Raw genomic sequence first — 17,707 nt, 5'->3', positions numbered from 1 at the left:
ATCGGGCCGCGAGTCGAGGCCGCTTGCCTCGTCATTCGCACCGAATGGATCACATGACTACGGAGAGTGCGTGTGCGAAACGTGATCGTCGGATGCGTTCTCCGCGACAAACGGCCGGAAATACCAACGTTTGATCGCCGAGAGCCCCTTACCAACATCGTCCGCCGCCAGCTGCGCACACGGAATCAAGAACAACGTCACGATCGTGGCGAACATCACGCCGAACGCCAGTGAAGCGGCCATTGGAATCAAAAACTGGGCCTGGAGCGATTTGTCCATCAACAGCGGCAACATGCCGACGAAGGTGGTGACGGAGGTAAGCATGATCGGGCGGAAGCGGCGAGCGCCGGCCTGGAGCGCCGCTTCATGTAGCGTCGCTCCTTCGGCCCGTTTCTGGTTAACGTAGTCAACCATCACCAGCGTGTCGTTCACCGCGACCCCGGCCAAGGCCAACATGCCGAAGACCGAAAGGTACGACGGCGTAATGTCCATCGCGATATGGCCCAGCAGAGCGCCAATAATGGCGAAGGGAATTGCGAGCATCACGAAGAACGGCTGACCCAGCGACTTTAGCGCCACCGCCAACATGCCGTACAGCACGAAGGCTAACAGCGCCGATCCGAGAATCGTCTTTCGCTGGGCGTCTTCCGCTTCGGCGACGTACCCGACATAGCGAAAGCTGAGGTTGTTCTCTTGGCAGAGTTCCTGAATCTTCGGCGAAAGATCGTCGGCGATCGCTAAGATGTCGATCGCCTCGTCAATCGGTTGCGCTCCGATGCGGAGAATCTCGGCGCCATTTTTTCGTTCGACCGACGAAGGAGCTTTCGTAAAGACGATGTTGGCGACCGTCGAAAGGGGCACATCCGCGCCGCGCGGCGTTCGTACCCGCATTTGTTCGAGGGTGTGAAGCGTTTCACGCTGTTCCAGCGGCAGCCGAACCATCACGCGGATGCTGTCGACGCCGCGCTGCAGACGCTGCGCCTCTTCGCCAAAAAACGACTGTCGAACTTGCTGTGCGAGCAGCTGCTGCGTCAGTCCCAATTCGGCCGCTTGCGGCTTAAGCCGAAGTTCCAGTTCATCTTGGCCATAGTTGATGCTGGCCCAGGTCGAACTGAAACCCTTGTACTCTTCCAACAGGCTCTTGATCTTCCGCGCCACCTCCCCCTTTTCCGGCGACATCGGACCACGCAGTTCGATATTCAAATTCTGGTTGTCGACGTTGCGATCGCGGTTAATGCTCGAGTCGGATCGAATCCGAAATTCGCTCGCCTCCGGGATCGGACCGACCAATTCCGCCCAGCGTGCGGCCAGATCGCTATTCTTTGGTCCCGAGGAGCTGCGCAGAGAAGGCGCTAAGACCTCGAACGAAATCGAACCTTGCGACTTGTCAAAGTTACGATGAATGCGGACTGCGCCGACCAGTTTCGAGATGTCTTTGACTAGCGACTCGCCGGTCTTCGGATCGACAAATTCCTTCCGCATTTGGAGCAGCGCGTTCTCGATCCGCGTCATGTAACGAGCGGTCGTTTCTAGCGACGTGTCGTCCGGCATGTCGAGTTCCGCCGAAATCCGCTGCTGTTCCACCGTCGGATAGGCGATAAACTCCATTCGCCCACTTAGACAGTAGCCCGCCATGAGGAACATGCCGGCGACGAACATCGCCAACACCGAAAAGCGATGGCGGACCGAGAATTCGAGCAAAGGTTGATAGACTCGCTCGATAAAGTATTCCAGCCCATCGGCGATCTTCGTCTGGAACCGCGTAAACGGGTTGTCGTGCGGGATAGGCCGCAGATGTTTCAAGTGAGCCGGCAGGATCAGCTTCGACTCAATCAGCGAAAAGAGGAGGACCGGCGCGACGACCGGCGGAACCTGCGACGCAAAATCTCCCCAGCTTCCTTCAAAAAACATTAGCGGAATGAACGCCACCATGGTCGTCAGGGCGCCGAACGTCACCGGCGTCGCGACCTCGTGCGTCCCTACGACCGCCGCTTCCAGCGGATCAAGCCCTTCCTTCATCTTCAGATAGACGTTTTCGCCGGTCACGATCGCATCGTCGACGACGATCCCAACCACGATAATAAAGCCGAACAAGCTCATCACGTTGGCGGTGACGCCGAAATAGGGCATCATCATCACGCCGCCGGCGAAACCGACCGGGATCCCCGCGACGATCCAGAATGCTAGTCCCGGGCGAAGGAACAGCCCTAGCAGGATCATCACCAGCACGCTTCCCTGGACCAACGATTCGATCAGCGTCGTCAAACGTCCGCGGATTTCGATCGATTCGTCGTCCCAGATGAACAGCTCAATCCCTTCGGGATAGCGGGTCCGCGCGTTCTCGACGTATTGATGTACGCGGTCCGAAATGTCGATCGCGCTCTCTTTGCCGGTCCGCAGCACTTCGACGAACAGAGCCGGCCGACCGTTGAACTCAACGATCTTCTCTCCTTCTTCAAAGCCGTCGGTAATCCGTGCGACCTCCCCCAGCAAGATGTCGGCGCCGTTGGAGGCGTGAATCGGCACCATTGCGAACTCTTGTTCCGAATAAGCCTGACCGCGCGTGCGCACGATAAACGTGCCGCTGTCGCTCTCGATCGAACCCGCCGGCAAGTCGATCGAAAACTGTTGAATGGCGCTAGTCAGATCCTGCAAGCTCAGTCCGTACGCCAAAAGCTTCGTCGTGTCGACTTCGACGCTGATTTCGTATTTGCTGTCTCCTTGCACTTGCGCGCGACTGATCCCCGGCAGCGAGATAATGTCTTCCTGAACCTTGCGTGCGACTTCGCGCAGTTCGTGCGAAGACAAATGCCCCGTCACGGCGACGCTTAACACTTCCCAAAAATTGGAAGAGTCCGGGATCATGATCTGCGGCCGTTCCGTCTCGTCCGGAAAGGTCGTGATCGTGTCGATACGGGCCGAGACGTCGTCCATCAGCGCCCGCAGGTCGGTTCCCGGCTCGGCGTCGATAAACATGCGGGCCGTTCCTTGCCGCCCTTCCGAGAAAATGTCGCGGATCCCTTCGACCCCTTCCAGCGATTCTTCAATCGGGATCAGGATCGCCTGTTCGACGTCCTTCGCCGTACCGCCGCGGTACGTCATGTTCACGACGACCGTTTCGAAGCTCCGCTCGGGCGAGACCTCTAGCGGAATTTGAAACAGGGCCACGTAGACGCCTGCGATCAATATCGCGAGCATCATGAAATTGGCGGCGATCCCGTTTGTGGCGAACCAGCGAATCATGGGCAGGCGTTAGTTAGCGGCGCTCTTGTCGGTTTCAGCGGGGGCGGAGTCGGCGATCGAGATGGATCCATCCGCCGGGGGAATGATTTCAATCTTCGCCCCCTTCGGCGTGAACGACATCGGAGTCGTCGCTATCCACATTTCGCTCGGAATCGTCGACGCTTCGACGATCACCTTCGTCTCGTCCGACCAGAGCGGCTTGATCTTCATCGGCAACAGCGTCTGATCAGCACGGTTGACCAGGACGATCTGATCCAATTCACGGACGGCGCCGCGGGGCAAAGCGATCACATCGTGCAGCGTATTCCCTTCGATCCCTGCGATCACCGGTTGGCCGATGCGCAGCGGCGGCTTGCCCGTCTGTCGTCCAAACGGATCGTCAATGCGCGCGATGGCGAACAGATCCCGCGAGTTCGGATCGAGTACCCCTTCGGTTCGCACAATCTTGCCGGTCCAGACGGCGCCCCCGGACGCTTGAATCCCGTCACGCAGCTCGACTGTAAGAGGAGCGTCTTGGGCGAACTCGGGCAAGTCGAGAAACTTCCGCTGATCGCCCGAAATCGGCAAGCGAACTTCGACATAGTCGATCGCGAAGACTTCGCCCAGCGGTGAATTCGATCCCGCCATCTGACCAAGACCGATCAGCTTCGACATCACGCGGCCATCGAACGGCGCCACGATCTTCGTACGCTTCAAATTGAGTTGCGCTTGCTCGACCGCCGTTTCGGCCAGGGCGACGTTCGCTTCCGACTGTTCTCGGCTGGCCGAGGCCGATTCGACTTCTCCTTGCGACACGGCGTTCGATTCGACCAAGCGCAGCTTGCGTTCTTCGACCAACTTCGCCAGCTTCAGTTCGGATCGCTTGGCGGCCAGGTTCGACTCGGCGATCGCCAGCTCCGTTTGGTAGTCGCTCGGATCGATTTCAACCAGGACGTCGCCCTTGCTGAAATAGGCGCCAACCTCGAACGAAGGATTGATCTTCGCCACGGCGCCTGAGACCTGCGACGTGAGCGTTACCTGGTTGTGCGGCTGGACGATGGCGTGCGTCTTGACGATGACCGGGTAATCGATCTTCGTCATGTCTTCAACTCGGGACCGGAGCGCTACCTTTTTGGGGGCGGGCTTGGGGGGACGTTCGACCTTGTCAGACAAGTATCGAAAGCCGAACCAGCCGGCGGCCAGAATCGCGCACGGGATCGCCAGCCTCAATAAGAGCCCGACGAAGTGCGAAAATGGGTTGGAAGAGGCTGCCATTTAGGAGGACCAAGCGGACGGTTGGTAGGTGAGATTTCGAGCGTGGGAATCTGGGGTCAGCCAGGGAGGTCGACCGCGACGCATTGCCGGTGGGTGACGGTGGACCGAGGTCCATCTTGTCATTCTATTCAATCTTGCCAAAGGACCTCCCGAAATTCGGGGAGCCACCCATCCCGGCCCAGGTGCGGATCGCCGCGGCGAATTGCCGGTCATTGGTTTGGGTGAGGCAAACTTTAACGCCGCTAACCGGGCAAAGGTGTCGACCTTTCCGGGGCAAGCACAAAATATTGTATGAATTGCACCGGTTTCTCCGATGGTATCAAAGGAATAATTTATTCGTGTGTTACCGATTTTTCGAGAGATTGGATGCGACGTGCACCCCAGCCGCCTGCAACGAGCCCCATTGGCCGAATCGGTCTGGTGGTGGCCCTTGCCTGCGTCGGGCTGGCCGGGATCGGTTGCACCAGCACTCGCGACTGGATCGCCAACGGCTTTAAGGTCGGTCCCAGTTACCAAACTCCCGCGGTTCCGGTGGCACAAGACTGGATCGACGCCACCGACAAACGGGTTTTGGCCAGCCCGGTCGAAGGCGCCGCGTGGTGGTCGACTTCGTTTAATGACCCGGTTTTGAACGAGCTGGTCGCCGAGGCGTACAACCAGAACCTGACCGTCCGCCAGGCTGGGGCGCGAATCATGCAAGCCCGCGCCTTGCGTCAGATCGCCGTCGGCAGTTTCTTCCCGCAGCAGCAAGACTTCTCGGCCCTGTACTCTCACAACCTCTCGACCGGATTTGGACCGGATCGTCACTTCAGCACGTGGCGTGGTTCGTTTGGACTGGCCTGGGAAATCGACTTCTGGGGGCGATATCGTCGCGCAATCGAGTCGGCCGACGCCGATCTTGACGCCGCCGTCTACGACTATGGCGACGTCGTCGTGACGTTGGTCGCCGACGTCGCCGCCACCTACATCGATATCCGGACGTTGCAGACTCGGCTGGAGCTGGTCCAGTTGAACGTCGAGAACCAGCGGAAGACCTACGAGATCACCGAGATTCGCTTCAAAAACGGCGAATCGAGCGAGGTCGACGTCCAGCAGGCCAAGTCGAGCCTGGTGCAAACCGAGGCGCTCGTTCCGGCCGTCGAAACGTCGCTGCGGCAGTCGCAAAACCAATTGTGCGTCTTGCTCGGCATGCCGCCGGAAGAGATTACGGAACTGCTCGGCGCCGGGGAGATTCCGAATGTGGAGTCGGAAATCGCCCTTGGCATTCCAGCCGCATCGCTCCTCCAGCGTCCTGACGTTCGTCGGGCCGAGCGGAATCTGGCGGCGCAAAGCGCTTTGATCGGCGTCGCCGAATCGGAACTCTATCCGCACATCACGCTCACCGGCACCGTCGGGCGAAGCGCTCAGCAATTTAAGGATCTGTTCCGTCATGGCTCCGGGTTTGGCTCGGTGGGACCGTCCCTCGAATGGAACATCCTGAACTACGGCCGGATCGTCGGCAATGTGCAGTTCCAGGACGCACGCTTCCAAGAACTGCTGGCGGTCTACCAGCAGTCGGTCCTGACCGCCAATCAGGAAGCGGAAGACGCGATTGTTCAATTCCTCAAATCGCAAGAGTTGCTCCGTCTGCAACTGGAAGCGGCCGAAGCGGCCGACAAAACGAACGAGCTGATCACGTTGCAGTATGCGGAAGGGGAAGAGATCGACTTCAACCGCGTCTTCAACGTTCAAAATACGAAAACCCAACAGGAAGTCGCCGCGGCGACCGCCAAAGGAAACGTCGCCCAAGGGGTGGTTTCGATCTATCGTGCTCTCGGCGGCGGTTGGCCTTCCCCCTACCTCAATCGCCCGCTCGCCGTAACGCCGGAGCCGAATGCCGAGGAAATCGAAGCTCCGAACGCCAACGAAAAACTTCCCATTGACGAAGTGCTGGATAATCCCGTCCCACCGCCGATGAACGACTAGCTCGCTCAAGCGTCCGTATTTGTCCGCCGCCTCGATGGGCAAACTCCAGGCAATATGCCAATTACGTTTTGGCGACCCGTAGGCCGCCAAGACGCCGGCATCCTGCTATCTATTTGCTACCGCATATCGAGGTGAGATTTCCGTATGAAATCTCCCTCACGAAACAAACGTTGCTTAAGTTTCGTTGTCGCAGAGCGAGAGGCCTGCCTTATCGCACAATTCCGCAACAGAAAATGCGTAATCTGATACGACCCGAGGCCACGTAAATCGAAATCATCCTCGCGAAAGTAGCCTCTCTCATTCCGGATTAAAGTTGTACGTACCTATCGTTTTCTCTCGCCAATTACGCCGACAACGCTACATGCCACGAGGGAAACGCATGTTCTCGTGTTTTCCTTTATAGAAATCAGGAAAGAGCCTCGATCAGGAATCCGCGGCCATCTTGCCGGCGACTAAATAGTCGACTTTGAGATACGTACCACTTGCAATCCTCTCTTGGTTTCTCTAAGCTGGCCCAGTAGTTGGTCGCCCCCCAAATCCCTCGCCGCCAGACGGAACCCTAGAAACGGATCGATATGGGCTCATCCGAACTTACGCTCGCCGCTAATCGACTCCACGCGCTCGATTGGTGCGTGATTGGGAGTTACCTGGCGATCATGCTGGCGGTCGGTTGGTACTTTAGTCGTCGCACGGAGACGACCGACGACTATTTGCTCGGCGGCCGACAAATGAATCCGTGGGCGGTTGGGCTCTCCCTCTTTGCGACGCTGCTGAGCACGCTCACCTATCTCTCGATGCCTGGCGAGATGATCAAGCATGGGCCGATGGTGATCGCGATGATCGCCTCGTTTCCGCTCATCGCGTGGGTCGTCGGCTGGTACATTATCCCGCGGTTCATGGAGCTTCCGGTCACCAGCGCCTACGAAGTGCTGGAAAAGAAGCTTGGGTTGAGCGTGCGAATGCTTGGTTCGGGCCTCTTTCTTTCGCTGCGCTTGATGTGGATGGCGGTGGTGGTCTACGCGACCGTCGACACGGTGCTGATTCCGATGCTTGGTTGGGACAAATCGGCCGCTCCTTACATCTGCGCAATTCTCGGAATCATCACTGTCATTTACACCTCGATGGGAGGACTGCGGGCGGTCGTCTATACCGACGTCGTGCAGACCTTCATCTTGCTCGGCGGAGCGATCCTGACCATGGCGACCATTACCTATAGCCTGGGAGGAGTTGAGTATTGGTGGCCGACTGAGTGGGCGTCGAACTGGGCGCCGATTCAGGTTTGGTTCTCGCCGACTTCTCCCCGTACGATCGCGGGCGCTGCGCTGTCTGGCTTCACTTGGTACGTCTGCACAGCAGGCTCAGATCAAATGGCGGTCCAGCGTTATCTCGCCACGCGCGACGTCGCCGCCGCTCGCAAGATGTATTTCGTGTCGCTCGGCGTCGCCATCTTCTCGACGACGTTTCTCGCGATCCTGGGCTTGGCTTTGCACGGCTACTTCACCGCCAATCCGCAGATGCTGGGCGAAGGGATGTCGATTCAGGCCGACGCCGACAAGCTCTTTCCGCATTACATCCTGGTCGCCTTGCCGACCGGCGTCAGCGGACTGGTCGTCGCCGGATTGCTCGCGGCGGCGATGTCATCCCTCTCGTCCGGACTCAACTCTTCCTGTTCGGTTGTGACGGTCGATTTCGTCGATCGCTTTCGCCAGCAAGCCCAGGAATCGGAGAAAGAAAGCGTTGGGATGTCGCAGCACATCTCCTGGATGATTGGCGCGGTCGTCATTGGCCTGAGTCTTTTCGCCGGAACGGTTGAAGGGAACTTGCTGGACGTCACTTATAAGGTAGTCAACTTGTTTGTGGCGCCACTCTTCGTCCTCTTCTTCCTCGCGCTCTACATTCCCTGGTCGAACTCACTGGGAGCCTGGATCGGCGTCACGTTGAGCATCGCCGTTGCGGTGATGATCTCGTTCTATCAGCTCTTCGGCATGAACATCTTCTGGATCATGCCTGGCTCGCTGATCGTTGGTGTCGTCGCCGGAACGCTGGCCAGCCTGATTCCGCTGCCGCAACCGCGCCGCTTGGAAGCGATCGAGAGCGCCGAATAGCGTTCGCTTACGCCCAGTGCTGAGCGATCTTCATCCGGAGAAAATCGGCGCTACGGCGAAGCTGATCAATCCCGTCGACCCCGTCCTCGATGCTGATCCAGCTATCAAAGCCTTTGCTGCGCAGCTCGCTAAAGATTGCGTCGTAGTCGTTGAGCCCTTTGCCGATCTCGCCATGCGATAGTCGCTTGGCGTAACCGACCGAGCCTCCTTCTTCGCGGCGCAGGTCTTCCAACGTTCCGCTCAGCAGGTAGCGATCGCTGGCATGCATCGTGACGACGCGGTCAGATACCCGCTTCAAGAGTTCGATTGGATCGTCCCCGGCCAGATAGGCGTTGCTCGGATCATAGTTCACCCCAAAATTCGGATGATCGATCGCGTCGACCAGTTGGCAGAAGACCTCCATTTTCTGGGCGAACTCCGGGTATTCCCAAAAGTCGTCCTTGTAATGGTTTTCCAATATCAGCGTAACGTTCCGCTCCTCGGCGTACGGCAAACAGGCATAGATGCTATCGGCGGCCAGCTTCACCCCTTCGTCCATTGTCAGCTCAGGACGGCGCTGGCCGCTGAGCACCCGGCAGTAATTTCCGCCGAGCGCATACGTCATATCGATCCAACTCTTTTGCTTCGCGATTTCCGCTTCACGAAAGGCGGCGTCGGGATGCGTAAAATCGGGCGAACAGCAGAGCATCGGGATCGTCATTCCCAGGTCTTCCACCTGACGGCGCAGCACCGGCCAATTGGCAGGATCGGCGACTTCGATGAATCCGGCGTAGAACTCCAGTCCGTCGATATCGAGGGTAGTCGCCAGAGCGAACCACTCGGCCAAAGTCATCGTGCCATCTTTGACGAGGGCCTGCATGTACGCTTTTGGAAACGCGGCGAGTTGGGGCATCGAGAATCACCAGGGTGAGAGGGTTTTGGCGTCTACCGTGCGGCAGGAATCGAGATGCGGTCTTTTGGTGGATTGCGTCCGATGATCGGATATTGCTCGAGGTCGAGCACTTGCCCGCTGATCGCACGGCTTTCGTCCGACAGCCAATAGACGGCCGCCGCGGCGATCTCTTCGGGCCAGAGTATCCGGCCAGTTGGCGCCAACAAATTCGGCAATCCAGCCGACCAGTCGTCTCCCAGACCTTCCGCCTCCTTCCGCTCCTGTTCCGCTTCGGTCAAGGTCCAGCCAGGATTGATTTGATTGACGCGGACTCCGTCGGTTCGCAGCAGCGCGTCCCCCAAGTTCCGCGTCATCGTCATCAGCGCTCCTTTGGAAACGCTGTACGGAAGCAGATTGGGCTCGCCGCAATAGGCGTTGACGCTGCCGATATTCAGAACCGAACCTTGCGTCGCTTTGAGCTGAGGAAGCGCCGCTTGAATCAAACGGAACGGGGCCAACGTGTTCACTTCCAGCATCATCCGAAAAAAATCGGCGCTGGTCGTGCTAATGTCGCCGGGGGCGATCAGCGCGGCGTTGTTCACTACGCCGTCGAGCTTACCGAATTTCGAGATAGCCAAGGCGACCAGCCGATCGGGACACCCTTCCTGCGTGATGTTTTCAATATGTAGCGCCGCGCGGTCTTGGCCGAGCTCGGCCAACAGCTTGTCGCCCAGTTCTTGCTGCAAACCGTTGATCACGACCGACGCGCCTTCAGCGACGGCGCGCTGGGCGATTCGTTTGCCGATTCCGGTGCATCCGCCGGTGATGATGACAACTTTGTCCAAGAGTCGCATGTCGTTTCTCACACCGGCTTCAGGACCGACTTCACCACATCGCCATGATGCATTTTTTCAAACGCTTCGTGCCATTGATCGAGCGGCCAAACGCCGCCGATGATCGGGCTGACGTCCAATTGGCCGCTGGAAAGCAGCGCCAGCACGCGTTCCCAAATTGGCCAGTTGTGGCTGAAGCTTCCCTGCAGCGTGACGTTCTTCTGCACCAACGGATCGAGATTAAAACCAAGCGGCTGCGGTCCCCAACCGACTTTGCTGATCCAGCCGGCTGGCCGGACGACTTCGAGCGCGATCTTCAACGTCGCACTGGCGCCAGCGGCGTCGATCACGCCGTCGCAACCAAGACCGTCACGCTCACGCGCCCAACCGCTGACGTCGCCGATAATCGCTTCGCAACCGTAGCTGCGCTCGGCGATCGCCAGGCGTTCTCGGTCCGCTTCCAGTCCGACGATCGCGACTTGCGCGCCGCAAAGTCGCGCCATCGCGGCGCACAGAATGCCGATCGTCCCCGGTCCCAGCACGACGACCCGATCGCCAGGTTCGATTCGCGCGTTGCGTACCACCGCGTTGTAAGCGACGCAGCATGGTTCCGTCAGACAAGCATGCTCAAACGGCAGCGAATCAGGAACCGAATGCAAAATGCGCGACGGTACCCGCACGTACTTGGTCATCGCGCCATTGACCCCATAGCCGAACCCTTTGCGAGTCGGATCGAGGTTATACAGCCCGCGGCGGGTCATCGGATTTTGGGGGCTGATGATCGCGGCAGTCTCGCTGACGACCCGATCTCCTTCCCGCCAACCTTCGACCGCCGAGCCGACCTCGACGATATGACCTCCAAACTCGTGCCCCAGCACGACGGGATAGTTGACCGGCCACGAATGATCGGCGGTCCATTGGTGCAAATCGCTCCCGCAGACGCCGACGTTCGCCACTTCCAGCAGAACGTCTTCGGCGCCGATCTCAGGCTTTTCGATTTCGCGAATTTCGACCGCTCCCTTTTCCGGAGCGAAATTGACGACGGCGGCGGATTTCATGTCTGGAGGGTCCTATACGTCTTCGTGGGCGTGAATGGCGTCGCAGATCAGCTTGAGCGAAGCTTCCAGATTGCCGTCGGCCGTCTTAAAGGCGTCGGCGTCGATCGTCAGCGGAGCTCCCAGCACCACCAGCGGAGCGCCGTACGACGGACAGGCAATCGCTTGCTCAAGCGACAAGCCGCCGACCGCTTGCACCGGAATCTTCACCGCGTTGACCACTTCCCGCAGTTGATCGAGGGGACTCGGCATGCGCAATCCACGCGCCGCAATACCGCGGCGCTCGTCATAACCGATGTGATGAATGACGTAGTCGCAACCAAGGTCTTCCAGCCATTTCGCGCCGGCGACCATGTCCTCGCAGACCATATTGTCCCCCATCACCTGGCAGCCGAAATCGGCGCCCGCTTTGACGACGCAGCGGATCGTCTCTTCGTGAGCGCGGGCCATCACCACGACGTGCGTTGCACCGGCTTTCGCCATCATTTCCGCTTCCAGATAGCCGCCGTCCATCGTCTTCAGGTCGGCGACGATCGGAGTCTTGGGAAATGCGGCCCGGAGCGCACGGACCCCGTGCAGCCCTTCGGCCAAAATGAGGGGAGTTCCGGCCTCGAGCCAATCGACGCCGGCTCGCATCGCCAGCTCCGCCGTTTCCAGGGCCTCATCGATATTCGTGAGGTCAAGCGAGATTTGCACAATCGGACGCATGATGGACTTTCGTAGCAGGGGAAATTCGACGCCGTGCGGTCATTTTGGCGTCGGATGAGAAGCGGTCGGCGGCAAATTTCGGGGCTTGCCGAGTCGCGACTCGCTCAATGTAGCACGCCGCGGCCGAAATTCTCCATTCTGGAATATTGGAAACTGTTTATAATATTTGGTTATCCAGATAGACCGCCTGAGAACAGCTACTCGACCGCTACCATGGCCAAACGCGAAGTCGCTCTGATCCTGAACGTCAACAAGCCGTACGGCCGCAAGGTGGTCGCTGGGATCTCTCGTTTCACGCGCCAGCGCGGTAACTGGCGACTCTATGTCGAAGACGAGCCGCTCGCGAAAGTGCCGAACCTCATCCATTGGCGCGGCGACGGCATCATCGCCGACTTGGACGATCCAAACGTCTTGGAAGCAGTCGACGGCATCAAGACGCCGCTGGTTAACATTGGCGGCGGGGTGCTCGACCCGGCTTGGAGGTTCAAGTCGCCATACGTTACGTCGGACAATCCGGTGGTCGCCCAGATCGCGGCCGACCATCTGATGAATCAAGGCTACGCCAACTTTGGTTATTGCGGTATTCGCCGTACGCTCTTCAATCCCTGGGTGCGAATTCGGGGGAAAGCGTTCGCCGAGTCGGTTCGCGATCAGGGCTTTTCCTGTTCTGAGTTTTACGGCCGTCATACGACTGCGCGGCAGTGGGAGTCGGTCCAGACCGAAATCTGCAAGTGGCTCGAAACGCTCTCGCTGCCGGTCGCGATCTTCGCCTGCAATGACGCGCGGGCTCGTCACGTATTGGAAGGGTGTCGCCGTTTGGGACTGCGCATTCCGCAAGACGTGGGGATCCTCGGCGTCGACAATGACGAACTGATGTGCGACCTGACGACCCCTGCCCTGTCGAGCATCTCGCTTGGCACCGACAAGATCGGTTACGAATCGGCGAACTTGCTGAATGACCTGATGCTTGGCAAGGCGGTGTCGAAGCGGCGACGGACGCTGGCGATCGAGCCGATCGGCATCGTACCGCGCGAGTCGACCAGCACCATTGCGATCGCCGATCAAGAGGTCGCCCGCGCCGTGAAGTTCATTCGCAGCAACATCGGCGACGGGATTCAAGTAATGGATGTCGCCAAAGCGGTCGACCTGTCGCGATCCACGCTCGACAACCGTTTCAAACAAATCCTGCGCCGCACAGTGCATGACGAAATCGAACGGGTGCGCCTGAACTTCACCAAAGATCTGCTGGCCACGACCGACCACACGTTGGCTGCGATCGCCCAGCAGACGGGATTTGCGTCGGTTCAGTACCTCGCTACCGTCTTCCGCCAAACAACCGGCCAGACGCCTGGTGAGTATCGCCGACAGCGGTCGCCGACGTCGTAGCGTTAGGCTATGATTTCCTTGATGACGCTACCGCCGATTTGGCTCAGTTGCTTGTAGCGTCCTTCGTGGAAGAAGGTCAGCTTATTGTCGTTGAGCCCCAGCAGGTGCAACAACGTGCAATGAACGTCGCGAATGGGATGGACCACTTCGACCGCGGAGCCGCCGATTTCGTCGGTCGCGCCGATTCGTTCTCCCCGCTTCACGCCGCCGCCGGCCATCCACATCGACATCGCCTTGGCGTTGTGATCGCGCCCGACCTTATTTTCCCCTCCGCGAACTCCATTGTCCGGAGAACGTCCAAACTCGCCGGTGCAGACGACCAGCGTTTCGTCGAGCAATCCGCGACTGCGAAGATCGGCCACTAGCGCCGCGACCGGTTGATCGAAGGCCCGAATCCGCGCGGAGTGCGATCGCTCTAGATAGTCGTGCGAATCCCAACCGCCGATCCAGATTTGGACGAAGCGGACGCCTGACTCGACCAGTCGCCGCGCCAGCAGACAACGCCGGCCGACGCTTTCGGTCTCGGGATTGTTGAGTCCGTACGCTTCGAGCGTCGCCTCCGTTTCCGATTTCAGGTCGACAATGCCGGGCACTTCGGCCTGCATGCGGAAGGCCAACTCGTAGGCGTCCATCCGAGCCGCTAGTTCCTGATGTTGCGGATAGCGCACTTGATCGGCCGCATTGAGACTGGCGAGCAGATCGAGGTTCTTCCGCTGCCGCCACTCGGTGACGCCCGGCTGCGGACGCAAGTCGAGAATCGGATCTCCACTCGCGCGCAGCGGCGTTCCCTGATAGGTCGGCGAGAGAAAACCGTTGGACCAATTGGCGGCGCCACCCTGCGGATAGGCGACCTCAGGCAGCACAACGAAGGCCGGCAAGTTCTGGTTTTCGGTCCCGAGTCCGTAAGTCGTCCACGCGCCCATCGCGGGATCGCCTCCAAAGCGATTTCCCGTGTTCATGTGATAGCACGCAGTCGGATGATCAATCGATTCCCCCTGGCAGCCATGATAAATGCAGAGCTCATCGGCGACCTGGCCGAGATGTCGAAACTGGTCCGACATTACCAGCCCCGACTTGCCGCGGGGAGAGAAGGTGAAGGGGCTTTTGATGTAGTACCGTTTTCCGCTCGCCATGCCGGACGCGAATTGATCCTTCCGCACGAACTCCTTCATGTGAAGTTTCTCGAGCTCCGGCTTCGGATCAAACGTATCGATATGGCTCGGTCCCCCTTCCAGGAAGATGAAAATGCAAGACTTCGCCTTCGCGGGGTGATGCCCTTGGCGCGCGGCGAGCGGATCTCGCTGCGACGCTTCGTCCGCCAACAGCGAATTGAACGCGACGGCGCCGAGTGACGCGCCCAGCCCGTAGAGAAAATCGCGACGTACTTGGGAGAAAGGCATATCGTTACGTTTCCGTTAGCGTACGTAGACGAACTCGTTGGAATTGAAGAGGACCAAACACAAGTCGGCCAGCGCCTGGGTCTCTACCGAGACGTCCCACGGCTTGAGGTCGTACTCATAGTTATTCATGCCGGGGAGCGGCTCGACATAGTTGAACGTTCCCCCTGACGCTTCGTCATACATCGTTCGAAACAACTCGGTCGGCTGGATGATCGGCTGCGTTGGATGCTCCTGCAAATGAGCCTCCATGGCGTCGAGATACGCCAAGCATTGTTTGACTTCTTCGCCAGACGGGCTCCGCCCATAAACGGCCAGAAAGGCTAGCTCAACTTGGCTTTCCGGCGAAGTCGACTGCTGCGAAATCTTCTGCGCAAGCGCGACCGCGCGATCTTGCGAAAAGCCGCTATTGAACAGGGCGAAGACCTGCGGCGAGACGGTCGTTTGATTGCGGCGTTCGCACGAGTTTTCAGCATCGGGGCGATCAAAGACGTCCAGCATCGGGTCCGAAAGTGTTCGCTGGCGGAAAGCGTATATCGTGCGACGGTTGCGATCGGCTCTCCGCGGCGATGGTTGCCACGCGTTGGCCGGGGTTCCCATCGTATAGCGTACCTGATGCGCGATGTCCCAGTTGATTTCGGGGAAGACGCCGGGGCCCCCCTGCTCCGGGTTCAGTTCGCCGGAAATAGCGAGCATTGAGTCCCGAATCTCTTCGGCCGCCAATCGGCGTGCCGGAAAATAGGCCAGCAGCTTATTGTTGGGATCGGCGACCGATAGTTGCTCCAAGTCGGGATGGAGCGAGCTGCGCGAGTAGGCGGACGAGGTGAGGATCAAATGATGCAACTGCTTGATCGACCAGTCATGTTCGATAAACCACGCGGCCAACCAATCCAGCAGTTCCGGATGACTCGGGCGATCCCCCATCTTGCCGAAGTTGTTCGGAGTCGCGACGATCCCCTTGCCGAAATGCATCTGCCAAACGCGATTGACGATCACGCGGGCGGTCAGCGGATTCTGCTCGGCGACCACCCAGTCAGCGAACGCGACGCGACGACCGCTCGTTGTTGTGGGTATCGCTGCAAGCGGTTCGAGTTCAGGAACGGTGGCGTTCACCACACTCAAGACGCCCGGTGAAACTTCATCACTCGGCGTCGCGAGCGAACCGCCGGTCAAGATATAGGTCGGCTCGCAGTTCCCCTGCCGATCTTTTTCCTTCGGCATCGGCGTCTTGGCGGGATTCGAAGAATAGTTATTCGTCGGGCCGTTGTAGACGGAATAAGCCAGCGGCTCCAGCCGAATCATCGCTTTGGCGTAAAACATTTTGTGCTTGCGGTTCTTGCGGCGAATCGCATCGGCGCGATCTTCCTCTTTGCGGAGTCGTTCTTGAGCGTCGGGCGGAAGCTCCGATTTCTCTTGGACTTGATACTCCGCGAGGAGTTCCTGACGCAGACTCTCGAGTCGCTGGTTCGCCTCTTTTTCTTGCTCCGTTTCAAACTTGCTTAAGATCTGGAGCGCCTCTTGGCTAGTCAGATCGGCCTTGGTGTTTAAAACCGGCAAGAAAGGGAGATCGCGTTCGGCAAATTGGACAGGAGCGAAGACCGCTTGGATCTGGTAGTAGTCACGCGTTGGAACCGGATCGAACTTGTGATCGTGGCATCGCGCACAGCGGAGACCTTGTCCGAGGAACGTCACCCCCACGCTATGCGTGACGTCATCCAAAAAGTGCTGCCGTGTTTCGGCCGCGACCGTCATCGCGGTATGTTCCCAAGGCCCCATTCGTAAATAGCCGGTGGCGATCAAGCTTTCCGAATCGTCAGGTTCCAATTGATCGCCGGCAATCTGTTGCCGCACAAATTGATCGAAGGGTCGATCGCTGTTGAAGCTGCGAATAACGTAGTCGCGGTATCGCCAGGCGTTGGGACGTTCGAAATCGTTCGCAAAGCCTGCGGTGTCGGCGTAGCGAACGACATCGAGCCAATGCCGCGCCATCTGTTCGCCATACTGCGGCTTGGCGAGCAGGCGATCGATTAGACGCTCTTTCGCATCCTCTCCGGCGGCGACTTCCTGCAAATACTGCTCAATCTCCTCCGGCGTCGGGGGCAAACCGGTCAAGTCGAACGTGATCCGGCGAACGAAGGTTCGTGGATCGACTTCCTCGGCCGGCCTTAACCCTTGTTCCACCAGTTTCTGTTCGAGAAACGCATCGACCGGATGCGCGGCGCCGCCGGTTGGAATCTTGGGCGTCGAGATCGGTTGATAAGCCCATAGATCCTCCGCGGCATACAAACGATTGTTCCACTGCGGCGAAAGTCCTCCGCTGGTCTGAACCGCGCGGCCATCCTCTCGTGGTTGCGACCAATCGGCCTCTTTCTGAGGCGCCGCCGTCATCTTGGTAAATTCTGCGCCGCTTTCGGGCCAGCGCGCTCCGGCGTCGATCCACTGGCGAACCAGTTTGATTTCGTCTTTGGTAAGCCGATCGTTTTCTTTGGGAGGCATCTCCAACTCATCCCAGCAGATCGCCAGGAACAACGGACTCTTTTCGGCCTCGCCAGGAATAACCGCCGCGTCCCCCGATTCGCCGCCGCGGAGTAGCGCCGCCCGATTGGTGAGGTCGTACTCTCCTTTGATGTCGTCCGGCTTGGCGCCATGGCATGCCAGGCACTTTTGCTGGAAGAGGATCGCCACCTTTGCGGCCAACTCGTCCGCTTTCGTATCGGACGACGTCTCTGCCGCCGACGACAAGCGAGTCGCAGCAAGCATGATGACGAAGAGAGTGAAACCAATCGCGCCAATGGCGGCGCCAGAAGGTACCCAACACCGCAAAACGCTTCGCTTGCAATGCATTTCTAGGCCGAACCGTGGGGGAAGGAATGCCGACGATGGGAAACCA

The 17,707-nt window shown here is 58.9% G+C and carries 11 protein-coding genes; 3 read left to right on the top strand and 8 right to left on the bottom strand.

The window, feature by feature from the left end; translation table 11 throughout:
* Positions 1-57: 57 nt before the first annotated feature.
* A complete protein-coding gene (locus LOC68_RS02005) occupies positions 58-3,243 on the bottom strand; it encodes an efflux RND transporter permease subunit (protein WP_230215062.1) in 3,186 nt (1,061 codons plus the stop codon).
* A 9-nt stretch (positions 3,244-3,252) separates the two neighbouring features.
* Complete coding sequence (locus tag LOC68_RS02000; RefSeq protein WP_230215061.1) at positions 3,253-4,323, bottom strand: efflux RND transporter periplasmic adaptor subunit; 1,071 nt, start codon at positions 4,321-4,323, stop codon at positions 3,253-3,255.
* 540 nt (positions 4,324-4,863) lie between these two features.
* Between LOC68_RS02000 and LOC68_RS01995 the strand changes: the two genes are divergently transcribed.
* Together LOC68_RS01995 and LOC68_RS01990 are read left to right on the top strand one after the other, a co-directional pair.
* Complete coding sequence (locus LOC68_RS01995) at positions 4,864-6,462, top strand: efflux transporter outer membrane subunit (protein WP_230215059.1); 1,599 nt, start codon at positions 4,864-4,866, stop codon at positions 6,460-6,462.
* Between the two features lie 575 nt (positions 6,463-7,037).
* Positions 7,038-8,567: a sodium:solute symporter family transporter gene (locus LOC68_RS01990; RefSeq protein ID WP_230215057.1), complete on the top strand. Its 1,530-nt coding sequence runs from the start codon at positions 7,038-7,040 to the stop codon at positions 8,565-8,567.
* 7 nt (positions 8,568-8,574) lie between these two features.
* Here LOC68_RS01990 and LOC68_RS01985 read toward each other — a convergent pair whose 3' ends face one another.
* Genes LOC68_RS01985 through LOC68_RS01970 form a run of 4 tightly spaced genes read right to left on the bottom strand, consistent with a single transcriptional unit; the run spans position 8,575 to position 12,034 of the window.
* Positions 8,575-9,459, bottom strand: coding sequence for a sugar phosphate isomerase/epimerase family protein (locus tag LOC68_RS01985; protein WP_230215055.1), 885 nt, complete (start codon positions 9,457-9,459; stop codon positions 8,575-8,577).
* A 32-nt stretch (positions 9,460-9,491) separates the two neighbouring features.
* A complete protein-coding gene (locus tag LOC68_RS01980) occupies positions 9,492-10,292 on the bottom strand; it encodes an SDR family NAD(P)-dependent oxidoreductase (RefSeq protein ID WP_230215053.1) in 801 nt (266 codons plus the stop codon).
* A gap of 8 nt (positions 10,293-10,300) precedes the next feature.
* Positions 10,301-11,329: a zinc-binding dehydrogenase gene (locus LOC68_RS01975; protein WP_230215044.1), complete on the bottom strand. Its 1,029-nt coding sequence runs from the start codon at positions 11,327-11,329 to the stop codon at positions 10,301-10,303.
* A 12-nt stretch (positions 11,330-11,341) separates the two neighbouring features.
* On the bottom strand, positions 11,342-12,034 hold the full coding sequence (locus LOC68_RS01970) for an orotidine 5'-phosphate decarboxylase / HUMPS family protein (protein ID WP_230215037.1): 693 nt from the start codon (positions 12,032-12,034) through the stop codon (positions 11,342-11,344).
* A gap of 213 nt (positions 12,035-12,247) precedes the next feature.
* On the opposite strand from LOC68_RS01970, the gene LOC68_RS01965 reads away from it, so the two are divergent.
* Positions 12,248-13,420 carry a XylR family transcriptional regulator gene (locus LOC68_RS01965; RefSeq protein WP_230215035.1) on the top strand — a complete coding sequence of 391 codons (1,173 nt, stop codon included), beginning with the start codon at positions 12,248-12,250 and terminating at the stop codon, positions 13,418-13,420.
* Positions 13,421-13,422: 2 nt separating this feature from the next.
* On the opposite strand, the gene LOC68_RS01960 is transcribed toward LOC68_RS01965, so the two are convergent.
* Both LOC68_RS01960 and LOC68_RS01955 read right to left on the bottom strand, forming a co-directional pair.
* The gene (locus tag LOC68_RS01960; RefSeq protein ID WP_230215033.1) at positions 13,423-14,820 is read right to left on the bottom strand and encodes a DUF1501 domain-containing protein; all 1,398 of its coding nucleotides are present in this window, start codon (positions 14,818-14,820) and stop codon (positions 13,423-13,425) included.
* Positions 14,821-14,835: 15 nt separating this feature from the next.
* A complete protein-coding gene (locus LOC68_RS01955; RefSeq protein WP_230215031.1) occupies positions 14,836-17,640 on the bottom strand; it encodes a PSD1 and planctomycete cytochrome C domain-containing protein in 2,805 nt (934 codons plus the stop codon).
* Positions 17,641-17,707 lie beyond the last annotated feature (67 nt).

Source organism: Blastopirellula sediminis, assembly GCF_020966755.1.
Taxonomy (GTDB): domain Bacteria; phylum Planctomycetota; class Planctomycetia; order Pirellulales; family Pirellulaceae; genus Blastopirellula; species Blastopirellula sediminis.
Note: the sequence above shows the minus strand (reverse complement) of the source record. Positions and strands in the feature narration are given on the sequence as shown.